17 protein-coding genes are annotated in these 16,343 nt (G+C 35.6%); 7 read left to right on the top strand and 10 right to left on the bottom strand.

Annotated features, from left to right (window positions below; translation table 11 throughout):
* Complete coding sequence (locus HR057_RS09560; RefSeq protein WP_173731202.1) at positions 1 to 345, bottom strand: DUF1878 family protein; 345 nt, start codon at positions 343 to 345, stop codon at positions 1 to 3.
* 138 nt (positions 346 to 483) lie between these two features.
* Between HR057_RS09560 and HR057_RS09555 the strand changes: the two genes are divergently transcribed.
* Together HR057_RS09555 and HR057_RS09550 are read left to right on the top strand one after the other, a co-directional pair.
* Positions 484 to 1,017, top strand: coding sequence for a DUF3267 domain-containing protein (locus HR057_RS09555; RefSeq protein ID WP_173731201.1), 534 nt, complete (start codon positions 484 to 486; stop codon positions 1,015 to 1,017).
* Between the two features lie 163 nt (positions 1,018 to 1,180).
* On the top strand, positions 1,181 to 1,363 hold the full coding sequence (locus HR057_RS09550) for a hypothetical protein (RefSeq protein WP_173731200.1): 183 nt from the start codon (positions 1,181 to 1,183) through the stop codon (positions 1,361 to 1,363).
* Between the two features lie 83 nt (positions 1,364 to 1,446).
* Here HR057_RS09550 and HR057_RS09545 read toward each other — a convergent pair whose 3' ends face one another.
* Positions 1,447 to 1,536, bottom strand: coding sequence for a YjcZ family sporulation protein (locus tag HR057_RS09545; protein ID WP_173731199.1), 90 nt, complete (start codon positions 1,534 to 1,536; stop codon positions 1,447 to 1,449).
* A 411-nt stretch (positions 1,537 to 1,947) separates the two neighbouring features.
* On the opposite strand from HR057_RS09545, the gene HR057_RS09540 reads away from it, so the two are divergent.
* Entirely contained in the window at positions 1,948 to 2,814 is an 867-nt protein-coding gene (locus tag HR057_RS09540) for a peptidylprolyl isomerase (protein WP_173731198.1), read from the top strand.
* Between the two features lie 138 nt (positions 2,815 to 2,952).
* Here the strand turns inward: HR057_RS09540 and HR057_RS09535 are convergent, their stop codons facing one another.
* On the bottom strand, positions 2,953 to 3,153 hold the full coding sequence (locus HR057_RS09535) for a sporulation YhaL family protein (protein ID WP_173731197.1): 201 nt from the start codon (positions 3,151 to 3,153) through the stop codon (positions 2,953 to 2,955).
* A gap of 172 nt (positions 3,154 to 3,325) precedes the next feature.
* Here HR057_RS09535 and HR057_RS09530 point away from each other — a divergent pair, with 172 nt between their 5' ends.
* The gene (locus tag HR057_RS09530; protein WP_173731196.1) at positions 3,326 to 4,564 is read left to right on the top strand and encodes a hydrolase; all 1,239 of its coding nucleotides are present in this window, start codon (positions 3,326 to 3,328) and stop codon (positions 4,562 to 4,564) included.
* Here the strand turns inward: HR057_RS09530 and HR057_RS09525 are convergent.
* Together HR057_RS09525 and HR057_RS09520 are read right to left on the bottom strand one after the other, a co-directional pair.
* A complete protein-coding gene (locus HR057_RS09525) occupies positions 4,557 to 7,289 on the bottom strand; it encodes an ATP-binding protein (RefSeq protein WP_173731195.1) in 2,733 nt (910 codons plus the stop codon). The two genes, HR057_RS09530 and HR057_RS09525, sit on opposite strands and share 8 nt — an antisense overlap.
* 25 nt (positions 7,290 to 7,314) lie before the next feature.
* Positions 7,315 to 8,556, bottom strand: a complete 1,242-nt coding sequence (locus HR057_RS09520) for a metallophosphoesterase family protein (RefSeq protein WP_173731194.1) — start codon at positions 8,554 to 8,556, stop codon at positions 7,315 to 7,317.
* 161 nt (positions 8,557 to 8,717) lie between these two features.
* Here HR057_RS09520 and HR057_RS09515 point away from each other — a divergent pair, with 161 nt between their 5' ends.
* Positions 8,718 to 8,858 carry a YuzL family protein gene (locus HR057_RS09515; RefSeq protein WP_173731193.1) on the top strand — a complete coding sequence of 47 codons (141 nt, stop codon included), beginning with the start codon at positions 8,718 to 8,720 and terminating at the stop codon, positions 8,856 to 8,858.
* Positions 8,859 to 8,968: 110 nt separating this feature from the next.
* Entirely contained in the window at positions 8,969 to 9,154 is a 186-nt protein-coding gene (locus HR057_RS09510) for a YhzD family protein (protein WP_173731192.1), read from the top strand.
* 69 nt (positions 9,155 to 9,223) lie between these two features.
* On the opposite strand, the gene HR057_RS09505 is transcribed toward HR057_RS09510, so the two are convergent.
* The 5 genes from HR057_RS09505 to HR057_RS09485 form a co-directional block, all read right to left on the bottom strand.
* Positions 9,224 to 9,997, bottom strand: coding sequence for an enoyl-CoA hydratase (locus HR057_RS09505; protein ID WP_173731191.1), 774 nt, complete (start codon positions 9,995 to 9,997; stop codon positions 9,224 to 9,226).
* Positions 9,998 to 10,125: 128 nt separating this feature from the next.
* On the bottom strand, positions 10,126 to 11,628 hold the full coding sequence (locus HR057_RS09500) for a coproporphyrinogen III oxidase (RefSeq protein ID WP_173731190.1): 1,503 nt from the start codon (positions 11,626 to 11,628) through the stop codon (positions 10,126 to 10,128).
* Between the two features lie 364 nt (positions 11,629 to 11,992).
* Positions 11,993 to 12,856, bottom strand: a complete 864-nt coding sequence (locus HR057_RS09495; RefSeq protein WP_173731189.1) for a Cof-type HAD-IIB family hydrolase — start codon at positions 12,854 to 12,856, stop codon at positions 11,993 to 11,995.
* Between the two features lie 460 nt (positions 12,857 to 13,316).
* On the bottom strand, positions 13,317 to 13,673 hold the full coding sequence (locus tag HR057_RS09490; RefSeq protein ID WP_173731188.1) for a YlbF family regulator: 357 nt from the start codon (positions 13,671 to 13,673) through the stop codon (positions 13,317 to 13,319).
* A gap of 46 nt (positions 13,674 to 13,719) precedes the next feature.
* Entirely contained in the window at positions 13,720 to 14,856 is a 1,137-nt protein-coding gene (locus HR057_RS09485; RefSeq protein ID WP_173731187.1) for a DUF445 domain-containing protein, read from the bottom strand.
* Positions 14,857 to 14,952: 96 nt separating this feature from the next.
* Here HR057_RS09485 and HR057_RS09480 point away from each other — a divergent pair, with 96 nt between their 5' ends.
* Complete coding sequence (locus HR057_RS09480; RefSeq protein WP_173731186.1) at positions 14,953 to 16,329, top strand: YheC/YheD family endospore coat-associated protein; 1,377 nt, start codon at positions 14,953 to 14,955, stop codon at positions 16,327 to 16,329.
* Positions 16,330 to 16,343: the final 14 nt, after the last annotated feature.

The raw sequence follows: 16,343 nt of genomic DNA, 5'->3' as shown, positions 1-16,343 counted from the left end.
TTATTTAACAATTGAATCTAACGTATTTTTTAAGACTTCCATTAAAGGACGAAAGACATTTTGTCCTAAACATGCATCGATTGTCTCTATAGGTTCCAATTTTGGATTTAGTTTTTCCATGAATTCATTGAGGAGTGGTGAAAAATAAACAAACCCCTCCTCTTTTTGTTGTTTCCATTTATGATTTAATTCTTCACATAAGCTAAAAAATTCCTCCACATCTTCTTCTGTTAAGTCTTTTCTCATAATCAACTCGTGTAGAGGAAAACGGTGGCCCCGCATCATTTCCAACAACAAACGCTGGTAATATTCTATCTTTTTTAATCGTTTCTCTATTTCTTCCATTTCCTTATTCTTCCTCACTATTGAAATTATAGCAATGATAATTGCAAATGAAGTATTGATTTTTCCAATGAGTCATAATAAATTAAATGAAGTATACGAAAGATATATATTTTTTCATATTTTTAAGAGGTGTCCTTCATGTATTGTTGGAAAACAATTAATCTATCTCGAGATTTAGGTAATTCGAGATTGATCACCGTTTCCATTCTTACAATGCTTTCATCCTTTATAATCTTGTATGTTCCATTTAGTATTATAAATAAAAACGTTCAACTTAACGATAATTATTTCCATTTATTTTTATTTTGCATTGTATTGTTACTTCCTATTCATGGCATTTCTCATATGATACCCATTTGGTTAGCAGGCAAAAAAGGTAAAATAAACATTTTTTCTTTTATTAAATTTGAATTTACTCATTCGATTTCTAAAAATGTAATAATTTGGTCAATGCTAGGACCAACTATTTTTATAACATGTCCTTTAATTTTTTGCAGTTATTTTATTCCAATGTACATGCATTATCTATTAATTCTTGCAGCTATCAATATTGGATTATCTGTCACTGACATTATTTTTGTAAAAATATTACTAAAAGCACCGAAAAAATGCGTGATCGAACATAATAAAAATTCCATTGATATTTTAATCCAAAGAAATTATCACGGCTAAAGGTAAGTCTATCATCTGCTTCCTAAACTATATCGCAATCAGTGATTGGTTGGACAACCCTTCTATTAATTATTGCTATCTTTTTATTGTATTTTTTGATATTGTTATGTACATGTAAGTTTTTTAATTTTGTATTGTTTTTTTAAGGAGGAATCTCAAGAACATGACATTTCCTTTTATTTTATTTGCAGTTTTCTTTTTATATCTTATTAATTCCATGACAAATACGATGTGTTTGGAAAAAGAGATTCCTGAAGACCGCCAACCTTATGTTTTCCGAACAATTAATGTTCTTATTACAATTTTACTCATCTCAACATATATTGAAATCCTTTATGTATATTGAACAAGGCTTCCTGCATAAACGGAAGCCTTGTTTTCATTTATATGTTTCATATTTTTATGCCGGCCTTTTCCCCTGTGATTGTATTAGCACCAAGCAGCACCAACAATAATTAATAAAATGAATAATACAACAATTAAAGTAAAGCTATTACCATGGTGAAATGGTTTACCCATTACATCCACACCTCCTTGTAGACTTTACACTATTCTATGCAAATGCCGATGTGGACGAATGGGCTTTTGCTTATTATTTGTTTTATACAAAGGAAAAATATGATATAGTAACTTCGAGTGTTCCATTTTTGGCGATTAAAAGCAGGACTTGCATCTTAATTTTTACTCATTATAGAACCCTGTCTATGAATGAAAAAAGGCTAATAATTAAAAACGGTTCCTATTCAAGAATCCGTTTTACCCATTATTTGTAATCAAAATGCTAGAAAGGAGGAGGCAAGGTAGACGTTTCAGATACATGAAATTATGTAAAAATTTCTTGAATTAAACACCCATCCGTATCTGATAACAATTCCCCGCAAGTCTCTGCGTCTTTCGCGCAGTAGAAACAGAATCCCTTGCCGATTTTAAATGAAAAAATTGATTTTATCTGTCACAGCAGCTGCTGCAATTGTCGGCTTAGCCGGCTGCAGCGGAAATAGTGGAGGTTCGGAAATTGTTGCCGAAACATCTGCCGGAACAATTACCCAAAATGATTTATATGAAGAACTTAAAAAGCAATATGGACAAATTGTCCTTCACCAGTTAGTTCTTGATCAAATTCTTTCTAAAAAATATCCAGTCACTGATGAAGAAGTAGAGGCAGAAATCAAAGATCTTAAAGAAAAATATGGTGACCAGTTTGACTTCTTCCTTGCTTCTAACGGCATCCAAGATGATGAAGCTCTAAAGGAAACCGTTCGTATTCAGTTAGTCCAAGATAAAGCACTTGCTTCTTATTTTGATATTCCTGAAGCAGAAATCAAAAAGAAATATGAAGAGATGAAACCGGAAATTAAGGCAAGTCATATTTTAATTAAAGATGAAAAATTAGCAAAAGAAGTTTTACAAAAAGTTAAAAACGGAGAAGATTTTGCAAAGCTTGCCAAAGAGTATTCCGAAGATCCTGGTTCAGCCGCAAATGGCGGTGACCTAGGGTTTTTCGGTACAGGCGTTATGACTAAACCTTTTGAAGAGGCCGCTTATAAGCTGAACGTTGGAGAAATAAGCGATCTAGTTAAAACTGAATTTGGATACCACATTATTAAGTTGACGGACAAAAAAGAATTATTGCCATATGAAGAAATGAAAGAAGAAATAAAAAGACAGCTAGCAGATGAAAAAGCTGCTGAAGATCCAACCGTTGTCCAAGAAAAAATTAAAGAAGAGTTAAAAGCTGCAAACGTCAAAGTAAAAGATGAGGATTTAAAAAGAACTTTCGACTTCCTACAAGAATAAGGCTGCCAGTTGGATAGCCACTGAAATTTTGGGCTTCTGCCCCCGAATTTCAGAAAAAAAGAAACACATCGAGTGGAGAGCTTAGCGATTCTCCATTCGATGTTTTTTTTGCTTTTTTGAAAAGATAGACAACCCTTTTCAGTTTGTTTTGTTTGCTGCCGCTTTTGCCTTTTTTCTACGTTCCCTTTCAGCTTCCATCCTCTTAATATAAATTTCGCCTTCTTTTTCTATAAATTCCATATCAATGTCCCTCTCTTCTTTCGCAGTTTTTATGAGCATAAATGCGCTGAAAATAATTCCTGCAATAACGAAATAAACCCATAATGGCAATGAAAGCATTAGGTTCCCCCCTTTTGGATTAAATAGACGCACCTTTAAAAGACAAGCTTTACTATAAAATATGATGAAGAAATGTATTTATTCTCCAAAGATGAAAATGCAATTCATAACAAAACAACTTTCATTTGCGTTATAATTACGTATAACCAATTGTTTATTACGGAGGACGTCCATGGAATTTGTAAAAACGTACTTTTATGATTTTATTCCTGTGAAAATAAATATTACAGAAGAAGAACAGGCAGCTATTTTAAGCAAATATCCCCCTCCTGTCTGGGCGGAAGGAAGAAATGATTTTAATATTGAAGAAGAAGTTCGCGGAAGTGATGTCAATGTCCAACTTCTTTTAAATGAATATACAGTTGAAAAAACAAAAACAGATAAACAATATTTAAAGATGAAATTCAGCAATAATATTGGTGTTGTAAATGCTAAAATGTGGGATAATGACGGCGCTCTAGAAAGATATTTGCCGCTTTTTGAAGAGCACACGTTATTTCAAGTAAGCGGGAGAGTTGAAGATTACCGTGGCCATAAGTCGATTACGATACATCGAATCAAGCCTTCTGAAGGTGATATAGATCCTTTTTCACTGATCGCTTGTACAAAACAAAATATCGAAGCATTAACCGTTGAACTGTTTAGCTATCTTTTTGAGCTAAAATCACCGTTTAAAGAAATTGCCCTTGCCGCCATGGACCGGTTTTGGGATCAATTTAGAATTCGGCCTGCGGCAAAAGGGCATCATCATAATTACTTAGGCGGGCTCCTTAAACATACCGTCGGTCTCATGCGAATCGCACGCTTTATTGTTAAATTTGAAGATAATCCTTTCCAAGCAATTTTAAAACTCATCCACCGTATTGAAAAAGCACATAAAGATGAGCTTTGGTCTGATTTAATGTCAGATAATCCCGGGGGGAATTCCCGTCCATTTACTTGGAAAGATACGATCGATCATCTGTATTCGATTGTTTTTGGAATGGCAAAACATAAAGGGCAACATCCAAATTATGATTTGTTAATGGTAAGTATTCTTTTTCATGATATCGGCAAACTCTTAGAATACCACCATGCCGGTAAAACATTTGAAGATTTTAAATTTCTATTTCCAACAGCCGATCACTCTTCAGTAGAAAATCGAAAAGCGACCGGCATTACAATGGATGAACTCGGAGTCATGGTTGGCCATATACCTTATGGTGTTTTGCTCCTTACAAAAATTATAGAAACCGAGAATATTAAAATTTCTTTGGAAGATATTCACCATATGCATCATTGCATCCTCTGTCATCACGGCTTGCCGGAATGGGGATCTTGTGTGAAAAGCCCGCAAACGATGGAAGGCTATATTATCCATTTCGTAGATTTTCTCGACAGCCGCTATGAAAATACAGAGAAAATTAAATAGTTGATTGGAGAGGAATCATTTCCTCCTGATTAAAAAGATCCACAAGATGTTGATGGCATGTAAAAAATAAAATTTGCCGCTCTTCTGATATATTCCGGATGAGTTGAATAGCCCGCTTTGCTCTTTCGATATCAAAATTTACAAAACTATCATCAATTAATAGCGGCAAAGCTCTTTCTGTATCAAAACGATGAGCCAAAGACAGGCGCAGCGATAAATAAAGCTGTTCTGTTGTTGCTTGGCTCAATTCCTGAGGCATAAAACGAATGCCGTCGTTTCGTTCAACAACAAAACCGTTTTGTTCCGTTGGTGCATAAATGATCGGATATGTTTCAAAGGTTAAAAAAGAAAAATAGTTTTGCGCCGTTTCAATCACTTGCGGCAGCCGCACTTTTCGGTAATACGATTTGGTCCGTTCAATTAAATCTTTCGCAACTTTATAGACAGCCCACTGTTTTGCATTTTTTTGAAACTCATCTTTCAATGCTTCAAAACGGTGCACAAGTTCAGAGTGGGCTGTTCCTTCTTCTAAATTCTTAATTTCAAGAACAACTTCCGCCCGTCTTGAGTGAATTCGCTTCAATTCCAAAGTATATTCATGAATTTTTTCATCTATTTTTTCAATCATTGTTTCATAATCAAGGCTTTCGTTTTCGATTTCATCTATGTAATGCTCCTCACCGGCTTTTAATACAGATTGAAGATAACTATTAAGCTCCTCTAGTTTCCCTTTTACAAGAAGATATTCTTCATAATTTGCGCCTTTCCATCGGAACGCATCTTCATCGTCTACATGAGCAGATGAAAAAAGACCGCGAATTTCAGATTCAATATATAAAATTTTTTGCTTTAATAACGATTCTTCTTCGCTATATTCTTCACGTTTAGAATGAAGTTGGGACAATTGCCTTTCTTTTTCACGTTCAGCTTCCGCAATTTCCATCATTCGATGAAGTGCATCGGGAGCGGAATCGACTTTTATTTGAAAAATTTCTGTTAACTCTTTAACTTCCTCAACAAAAGCGGATATTGCATTTTCTAACAGTTTTAATTCTTGCAGTAAATGCTCCTTCGCTCGAATTCTTCGTTTCAATTCTTCAATCGTATCAAAAGCATTGGCAATGAGAGAAGAACTCCAATTTTTAGGTAAATGATTGTTTACACAAAAAGCAGACAATTCTTGTTCAGCTCTACGATACTCGACTTCCCATTTTTCAAATTGCTTGACGGTTTCTTCAAACATTTTTTCTTTTTGCTTAAATACCGTTTGCTCTTTTACAAGTTTCTGGTTTTTTCCACTATTCATCATAAATTGATAAATGAAAAATCCACCAGCAACAATGATACATGCAATTAATAATAAAGTTTGATCATTCATAAACGAAAAGCTAAAAAGAGCAGCAATGACTGCTGCCATTAGGACCACAACAACCAAAGAATTTTTTCGTACTTTTTCATGTTCCCGCTTTACTGTTTCCACTGTTTTTTCTGCCAATTCAAGGTCTGCTTTTGTTTTATTAAATTGTTCATCTAACAATTTTTTTTGTTCTAACAATCGATCTAATTTCGCTGTTAGTTGTTTTAGACGTTCTTTTGAGGCTATACTTGTATCAACTTCACGAATTTTTTCTTCTGAAAGGTTCGGTCCCAATTTTTCAAAAAGGCTATCAATCTCTTTTTGTTCAACTTTTAGAGACAATTCAATTTTTTCTTTTTCAATGAGCTTCGTTTCATACAATTTTTCTTTTTCCTTTAAGGTGCGTAATTTCGGCTCAAGAGCAAGAATTTCCTTACATACTTCCATTGACTGAAGCTCTTCTTTCAGTGATGCCATTTTTTCTTTTAATAATTGCTCTTGGCTTTTTAATGGTCTCAGTTCATGCTGCAATTCACGCAATCTCTCAAGGCCATTAACAGGAAAAGGTTCATAATCACCGATTTTTTTCATCTTAATCTGCCATTTTCTGCGCTCTTCAACATGAGGTTTTAACATTAGCTTTTTCTCATATTCTTTTACAAGCCTTTGCAATTCGCTTGTTTTTTCTTCTAGTTCCATTGCTCTTTTCGTTAATTCATCTTTTTCTGCCACAAGTTGATTGTATTGTTCTATTTTTCCATCCCAATTTTTTAATTGGTTGCGGAGTGCTTCTAATTCTGTTAGTTTTTCATTTAGAAGAGGACTTCGGCCTTTTGGTTTATATAGTTCCTCCAACTTTTTCGATAATTTTTTTTCAAGTTCAAAGAGCGTTTCACCGCCTGTCGCTCCTGCTGCAAACAAATAATGACTCAAATCCGACGCTGTTATTTTTTCAATCGACTGCAAACCTTTCATCCCAAATGAAAAAACGGCTTGATAAAGATTTCGGTCTATCCCTCGAAACAAAGATTGCAACATTTCTTCACCGTAAACATTTCCTTTTTCATCATAGACAGCCACTTCACCGCCCGATCGGCCAGCTACCCGTTCGATTGTTAAAACTTGTCTATCAGGTAGCATGAGCGTAATTTTTCCTCCAAATTTTGCACCTGTTTTCGGTTCATAACGGTTTTCATTTTGATTTCTTGTTGGAAAACCGAAAAAAATTGCATGGATGAATGCCATTATTGTTGATTTGCCCGCTTCATTTTGGCCATAAAAAACTGCTAAAGGACGGGAAGAATCAATTTCTATGACTGTATTTTCAAATTTTCCAAAACCGTATAAATGGAGTGATTGGATGTGCATAACGTTCGATCACCTCGCATACCGCTTACATTTCTTTTAATAATTCATTGAAGAGCAGCCGTTCTGCTTGCTGCAAAACTTCTTGTTTATCATCTTTTAACGCTTCTAAATAAATACTTGCTTTTCGATTTTCTAACAGTTGTGCTAGAGCTTCTTCATATTGATTGTCTCCGTATTCATCAATCCGTTTGATTAAATCGCCAATAAAATGAGATTCACTTTTTAAAATTTGACGATCATACTGCTCAGTTGTTTCGTTGCGAATAGCTCCTATCCAAATGGAATGTTCTTCAACATCTTCGCCTTCATTCAAAATATCACACAATTCTTTTAATAAAGATTCGTCTTGGAGTTCTTTATAAATTGCACCTGAGTCGCACAATTCAATCGTTAAAATCGTTGCGTTCCTTCTTCCATTGTCGCTATTACGATATGTTTCTTTCTTACGATGGACGTCTCGAATAAATTCATCGATTGTAGAAAAGTTGTCAATGGATATTTTCCACTCTTCCCAAACGACAGATGCACATGGAACAAACCGGCAATTTGTATGGACATTGTCCATTTCAACAATAAAACAGCCTTTTTCTCCGCTTTCTTTCGAGTGTCTCCCTTGAAGATTGCCCGGATAAACGATGTAAGGATTTTTATGTAATATTTGCTGCTTATGAATATGTCCAAGCGCCCAATAATCGAAATTTTTATCGACCAATTCAGAAACCGTAAACGGTGCGTATGGATCGTGATCTACTTTACCTTGCAAGTTGCCATGCAACATCGCGATATGGTATGGGGCGCCTTCTTTCTTTTCATAATATTTGACCATATTTTCAGTTACTTGACGCTTTCCATAACTAAACCCATAAATATGAGCAAGTTTTTTCCCATTTTTTATAAATGGCATGACTTCTACATGGTTCGGAAAAAAATAAACATTTTCCGGCCATGAAAGTTGTGCCCAACTTCCACCCAAATGATCATGATTTCCATGCACGACAAAAACGGAAATTCCGCTTTGAGCTAATTTTTCAAAACCATTCCGCAAACTAATTTGCGCTTTTAAACTTCGCATTTCTTCATCAAACAAGTCACCAGCAATACATACAAAATCAACTTGTTCACGAAGCGCAATTTCAATCATATTAAAAAAAGAAATAAATGTACTTTCTTTCAATTTGTCAAATAAAGGTTTTGGCAAACGATTTAAACCTTTGAACGGACTGTCCAAATGCAGGTCTGCTGCATGAATAAATTTTATTTTTTCCATGAAACCACATCTTTCTACTTGATACTTACCCTTATTTTACCACAGCGAACGAGTGATCGTAATATCATAACTCCGCAAATTTAGGACATGCTATCAAGAAGAGGCGCTGCCTTAACATAGAAAACTGATCTTTGCACCCATTTCACATAGGAGGTAAAACGATGGCTAAAATAAAAGCAAATCCAAGTAAAAATGCGAAAGCCGCAGCTAGTGTTAGAGGAAAAATGAACCCTGGACAGCATAAAGAATTGGTAGAACAAGCTTTTCAATCAAACACAAATCAACAGTTCAAAAAAGAATAACCTTAGAAAGAGCGCAACCTTTAGCGCTCTTTTCTTTTGCCAATCTTATTCATTTACTTTATCATTTACATAGAAAGAATTTTTTGAATTGTCATAAAGGAGGGGCTTTCATGAAGCAGTATGTATTAACTGTGTTTGAGAAAAATGGAGAAAAGCTCTTGGAAGAACGATTCGATGCGCAAAACGACAATGAAGCAAAACAAATCGCGGAAGCAAAACTAAGTGAACAGCAATATTTAGAAAAAACCCATCGCTGTGTTTCACCATCTGGCAAATTGTTATTATTTCATTCATAACATTCATTTCAAAAAATTAGGGAGTTGCTCTCACAACTCCCACTCCTACCCTATTTTTTTCTTCTCCAATTAATTCCCTGAATACTCTAGTGTTCTTTTTTCAAGCATTGCTTGAAGCCCTTCTTTATGATCAAGCGATTCTCTCATTTTAATTTGACCTAGTTTTTCCATTCTTAAAATTTCCAATAAATGCTGACGGCTGCTGTCAGCCATTATTTTTTTCGTTTTAATCATCGCTCCAATTGGCTTTTTCAACCATTCATCAGCTTTTGCTTTCGCTCGACTGTATGCTTGCTCCTCTGTCACTTCATTGATGAATCCGATATTCAATGCCTCTTCCGGTTGATATATTTTTCCTTCCCAAATAACTTCCTTCGCTCTTCTTTCTCCTATTCTTTGTTTCAAGAAGAAATGCCCGCCACCATCTGGGATTAAACCGATGTTAATATAATTCATGCAAAGTCTCGCACTTTTGTCAGCGATCACATAATCGGCTGCTAATGCGAAACTGAATCCAAGTCCTTCAGCAGGCCCTGAAATAGCGCTAATCACTAATTTTGGCAAAGTATAAAGAGTCATTGTCATTTCATTAATGATATTCATTGCCCGGTCAAAACTATCTTCGTCTGTGTCTTGTAATAAAGCTTGAAGATCTCCGCCAGATGAAAAAACTTTTTCATTTCCCGTAATAATTAAAATTGGAGCATCAAGATTTCCAACTTCTTTCAGTTTTTCTAACAGGCTTTGCAGCATTTCGATATCCATCGCATTTAAACAATCAGGACGATTCAATTGTAATGTGGCTATACACCCATCCACCGTTAATTTAACAGATTGGGACATTCCGAACACTCCTTAAATTATTTTTCAGTCAACGCCGATGCGGATTTTCACTACTTGATTTATTCCTCATTAAAGAAATAATTCCTTTTTTATTTTTGAAAAATCACGAATAAATATTGTAATTCTTCCTACATTTTTCGTTTATACAGCTCTGTCAACAATCTTATTTTTTCTGTTGTATAATGCATAAATCGCTCATTATAAGTTTTTGGATCTTTCGGGTTTGCAAATCTCGTAATTTTTCTCGTTTCAGGATGAACCAATTTGCTGGCAGCGCCGCAGCCTAGTCCGATGATCGTCTGCTGCTCTTCCATGATGATAATATTGTATAAACTTTCACGGCCAGGCTGTGAGTAACCGATATTTTCCAGATTACCTAATATATTTTTTTGCCTGTACAAATAATACGGGGTGTAGTTGTTATCTTTCGTCCACTTGGATGCTAAATTCATCATGCGCTCAACTTCCAGGCGGTCTGCTACTTTATATTTCTCTTTATTTTGTGTCATTTCTGAAGCCCGTTTAAATGAAAGAGTATGAATGGTGAGCGATTCCGGCATGAGCTTTTCTGTTTCACTTAATGTGTATTCGAATTCCTTAAGCCCTTCTCCAGGAAGACCGATAATTAAATCCATATTTATATTGTTCATGCCCATCTCTCGTGCGAGTTTAAATTTTTCAACCGTTTCTTCCACCGTATGATGGCGCCCAATCGCTTTTAACGTTTCTTGAATATACGATTGCGGGTTGATGCTGATCCGGTCAATGTTCCACTTTTTCAGAACGTTTAGCTTGTCCACTGTAATCGTATCCGGACGACCTGCTTCGACAGTCACTTCGCGGACACTTTCCATATTTGGAAAAGCATTGTACAATTCATCATAAAGAACATCCATTTCCTCAGCAGTGATGCTTGTCGGTGTTCCTCCGCCAAAATAAACGGTTGTTATGTTAATCCCGTTTTCTTTCAACCATTTTCCAATTTCACGAATTTCATAATGGAGGCCGCTTAAAAACGAAGAAACAGAACTTTGCCTTCCTTGAATCGCGTAGGCTGGAAACGTGCAGTACGCACATTTCGTCGGACAATACGGAATTCCAATATAAATGCTGACTTCATCTTGAAGTGAAAAAAGATCAGGAATCGCACGGAGCTGAGTATCTACTATCGTTTGCATAAGATCGATTTTTTCCTGATGAATCATATAGTTCGTTTTTAAAAACGAATGGGCTTCTTCTTTTGTAATCTTTTGCTTTAATTGGTTGTGAAGTAATTTCGTCGGACGAATGCCTGTTAATGTTCCCCATTTTTGAACAATGCCGGTTAACTGTTGGAGCGCTGATAAAAAAGCATAACTAGCAGCATGTCTTCTTTCTTTCTCCCATTCTTTTGTACCGGATGTAAATTGGCTCTTTTTCTCATGATGGATGATGTACTCTTGGTCTGTTTTTAAATCCACCAATTTCGTTGAAACGACAATCTTTTCGTCGTCATTTATCGTGAAAAACCCGATTAAGTCCGGTTGATCCAATTCATTCACGTTGAGCGTGCATTGTTCGAAAAATAAGTTTGCAATGAGCTGCAACTGGTATTCAAATGTTTCATCTAATCCTTTAATCAGGATATTCAATTGAATTTTCACCTGCTTTTATAACAAACTAAAAAATTCACACTGCTTCAAGTTTACTGAACATTGATAAGACGGTCAAACAAAAAAAGCAAATTTTTGAAAGTTAAAAAAAGGTAAAGGCTTATTAAGAAATTCATTGTTTCATTATCATTTTTCTCCTTCGGTTGAGGGATGTGTACTAGTTTTTGGGCTTCGAAAAAAGTGGAAATGGGAGGAAAGTTTTGGGGCAATCTAAATTTAAAAATGTATAATCGGAATTTTGCGCGTTGGTGACAAACAACTCTTGACTTGAGGCAAAAATAGAGCTGTCTGAAAAGTAAGAGAAAAAATATTGACTTTCCAGACAGCGCCTTATGAGATTTTATTATTGTTTCGTGATTTTTCGTAAAAATTCGATCCGTTGTTGTTTCCGAAAATGTTCTTTAATCATATAAGCAACACCATCATGGTCGTTCGATCTTGTGACCCAATCTGCAGCTTTTTTTACTTCAAACGGAGAATTCCACATCGCTACACCCAATCCTGCCGCTGCAATCATCGGAATATCGCTCATCGAATCGGCAATCACGACCGTCTCTTCAAGCGCAATACCAAGATGATCAGAAAGCCTTCGAAGTCCTTGCTCTTTCGATGCAACACCAGGGGTAATTTCAAACATGACATCATATGCTTCAACAATATTTACTTCTGGGAATGATTTGCTAATTATATCTTTAACTTCCAACATTTCCTCTTTCGTTGAAAAATAAACTTCTATTTTTGGTGCGGCTACCGGGAAATCAACAAGCTGATCGCTTAAGCTTTGGACAAACTGGATTGGATAGAAAAGCGGGTCATTAGAATTAGCAATAATTTTACCCATTAAGTTTCCTTTTTGTTTCACTCGGTTTCCGATCGAAAAACGTTCATGTACGAGGCGAATCGAACAGTTGTAGGTTTCAAGCACTTGAACGATATTAAACGTTTTTTCTTCTGTAAATCTGCTTTCAAATAAAGGCTCATCTAAAGTTTTTGCAATGAAAGCACCGCTATGGGTAATTAAGTAACTGTCCAATTTTAATGCTTTCGCAACCTTTTTAGCAGAAGGAAAATTTCGGCTTGTGACTAACGTAATGTAGACGTCTTTATTTCGGACATATTCAATCGCCTCTTTCGTTTCCCTTGATAATTTCCCATTGGATTTTAATAATGTGCCATCAATGTTTATTGCAAGTAACCGGTATATCATAAAAGCCCCCCTTAGTTTTGAGGTGTCTGGCGTAACTTGCTCCTTATGTAACGATGTACATGCAAGTTCCGCTTTATGATATGCCTATGAACTGAAAGACTTAATTAGAACTAAATTAAGGTTGTCCATCCATACTGAAAACGCTATTTTAAACGGCATGGACAAAACAACTGCATACGCATTGTTACTTATATATTTTTTGAGCTATCCCAATTAACAGTCAAACCACTTTCACTTATTACCAAAGTTTAGATAGTACCAGTAACACTACTAATCCTATCAGGATTTTTCATTTATAAGTCAAACTATTTATTAAGTTCATAATTACAAGGTACTGTATTTTTAGGACAAGCTCTTGAAAAGCATGCAAAATTATTGAAATTCAAGAATTCAAAATAAAAAGACGCCTTCTGTCAAAAATTCGACCAAAAAGGCGTCCTTATTCTAAACAATGATATTTTTATTGGAAACCGCCTGGCATGCCATATAGGTCTTCCAACGGTTTCATCATGACTCTATTTAAATCGCTCAAAATCATCCCCATACGTTCTTCGGCTTGTATTAATTTGGAAATCGCTTCGTTTTGTTGAATGAGCGAAAATTGCATCTGTGCTTTTTGCACATCAGCATCTGTTAAGTCTTCCCCCATCATTTGCTTTTGCTGCAATTGAAATTGGGTTTCGCGAAATTCATTAAATAAACGCTTGGATGTTTCATCATTCATCACATTTTCATAGAACTGCTTTAAATTTTTATAGTCATCGGACTCTCGAATTGCCTTCTCTAAATTATAAGCGGCATCATATACATTTGCCATTTTTGTCCCTCCAGTAAGTTCAATATGTGGCACAAGCCTAAAACCATTAACCGATGATAAAGACGATAAGTCCTTGAACGATGCCGATCAATCCACCAAGCAAAGCCCCTAAATACGTAATCATTTTAAATTCCCGTCTCGAAATGGACAGTACGATTACTTCTAATCGTTCAACAGGGAATGCTTCCACTTGTTTGCGTACAATTTCAGATACATGCAGCTTTTCCATCATGTCTTCAATTCGGTCATCAACGAAGTCTACCATCATTTTTACAGCTTTCGGAATCCATGTTTCCACGATTTTGTCTTTAAATGGTACTGTTAGTTCTTTAATAGAAGAAGATAACCATTTTTTGTAAGGCAGCTGATCCGTTATATTTTTCTTTAAAAATGCGAGCAGATTCTCACGGCCAATTTTTTCTTCAACTTTGCTAACCGGCCAATTTTTTACCTTTTTCCATTCATTGTCAATTAGTTGAGTCAATAAATTTTCAGTCCCTTTATGTTTTAAAAATTTCATGAGCTCAGGATGGATCATGTTAATCAACGAATCATAGCTGATGAACATTTGCACCATGCTGCCTAAAGAACCGAGATTATCTAAAAAATCTTGAATCATTGTACGCAAGCGATTGCGGCCTTCATCGCTTTCAAAGTAATCGATTCCTTTCTTTAATATGTATGCGGAAAACTGTGGAATTTGTGAATCGATTTTTTCAAGCAGCTCTTTCGGCAAAGTTTCCCCCAATGTTTTTGATCTAGCTTGTCCAATTAACTCTTCGTATTTTTCCTCAATAAAGGTTTCAATTTTCTCTTTCACTTTGTTTTCAACATCTGTGATTCCAAATTGTTCTAAAAATTGCGAAACAGTTTTTTCACTTTCTAAAAATTTTCCTGCTTCTGATTTAGCCCATAATTCCATTTCATTTACAAACGCCGGTTCATGCAGTTTTTTTCGGATTCCTTCAGCTGTAAGCAAATGGTCCACAACCGTGCGTCCGAGGGATATGGCTAAATCTTTGCGCCGTCTCGGGATAAGTCCCGGCGTAAACGGCAGGCGCTTTCCCAAAAAATAAATCGGTTGAAGAGGCCTAAAAAGCATTTTGATCGCAAGATGATTCGTCACACCTCCGATCAATGCACCGATTATTCCCATAATAAAAATCATCAAAATTACATCCATTCCAACTAACAACCTTCCTTAATTCCTCACACTAATGATGAAGTTTTCATATGCTACGATATCAGCGAGTGCCTATGGGCGATGTGAGGGTTCATAATGAAAAAAATATTCAACATAGAAATTGTACCTAAGGAGCAAGAAAGTGAAGATTTTCCTTCTCATCCTACTATTATAATTAGTTCTAATTTCATGAAGCAAACAAATGTGACAAATGGACAAAAAGTCATATTGAAAAGCGGAAGCCGTTTTACCGATTGTATTATACATGAATCGCGGGTACAAGAAAATGATATCATCCGATGTTCTCCTTCTATTCTCGAATACTTATTCTTACCGAATGAACGCTTTTCTATATCTTTAAAAATTGATGAAGCTCAAGGAATATGGGAACTTGGTCCTTTTATCGGTATTTTAACCGATCGAATCCATCATAATAGCTTTGGTACGATTCATACATTTATAGATGAAATGCAAACTTACGCAAAAGAGCTGCACCTATTTATATACGTTTTTACAATGGAAAATTTTAAACAAACCCATGTAAATGGTTTTATGTATTCAAACGAGGCAAAAAGCTGGATTGAAGCGAAACTGCCAACCCCTCATGTTGTTCATAATCGCATTCATTCCAGACTAAAGGAGCGCTCGAAAGAAGCATTGGAATTTTTTTCGATGTTGAAAAAAAACGGGATTCCTTATTTTAATGAAAGATATTTGCATAAATGGCATGTTTATGACGTTTTGTCCAACTATGAACATTTATTACCGTATTTACCGGAAACAAAACTTTTAAATGGGAAAAGAACGATTGAAGAAATGGTTTATAAATATCCCCAATTATTTCTGAAACCAGTCCATGGGAGTCTTGGCAAAAACATTTTTAAAATTTCAAGTAAAGAAGATCATTTTCTTCTAGATTACTCAACATTCTCAGGTGATATTGCAAAAGAATATTCTACTATTCAACATTTATATGAAGCTATAAAGCCCCGATTGCAAACACAGCGATATATTATTCAACAAGGCATCGATCTTTTCCTTTATGAAGGGCGGCCTCTCGATTTTCGCATTCTTTGCCATCGCAAAAGTGATACAGAGTGGATGGTCACCTCAATGGTAGCCCGGGTAAGTGCCAATCATGGATTTGTATCGAATGTTGCCAGAGGCGGTGAAATATTCAAATTAAATGAAGTTTTGCAAAACCATTTTGATCGAAAGATGATGAAGCAAATTGAACAACTGCTAAAAGAACTTGCGCTTGAAGCGGTCAATACGATTGATATAAATACAGAAGGCATCTATGGAGAGCTAGGCGTTGATATCGGGCTTGATAAAGACGGGAAGCCTTGGCTTATCGAAATCAATACAAAGCCTTCTAAAAACCATGATCCTGAAAGTATATTTCCTAAAATTAGACCTTCAGCAAAAGCAATTATTAACTACTGCCACAGTCTTTCAGGTTGGAAAGTATAAGGAGGTTCTAGTCA

The sequence above is a fragment of the Calidifontibacillus erzurumensis genome, assembly GCF_013303125.1.
Taxonomy (GTDB): Bacteria; Bacillota; Bacilli; order Bacillales; family Bacillaceae_J; genus Calidifontibacillus; species Calidifontibacillus erzurumensis.
This window is presented reverse-complemented; position numbering and strand designations above follow the sequence as displayed.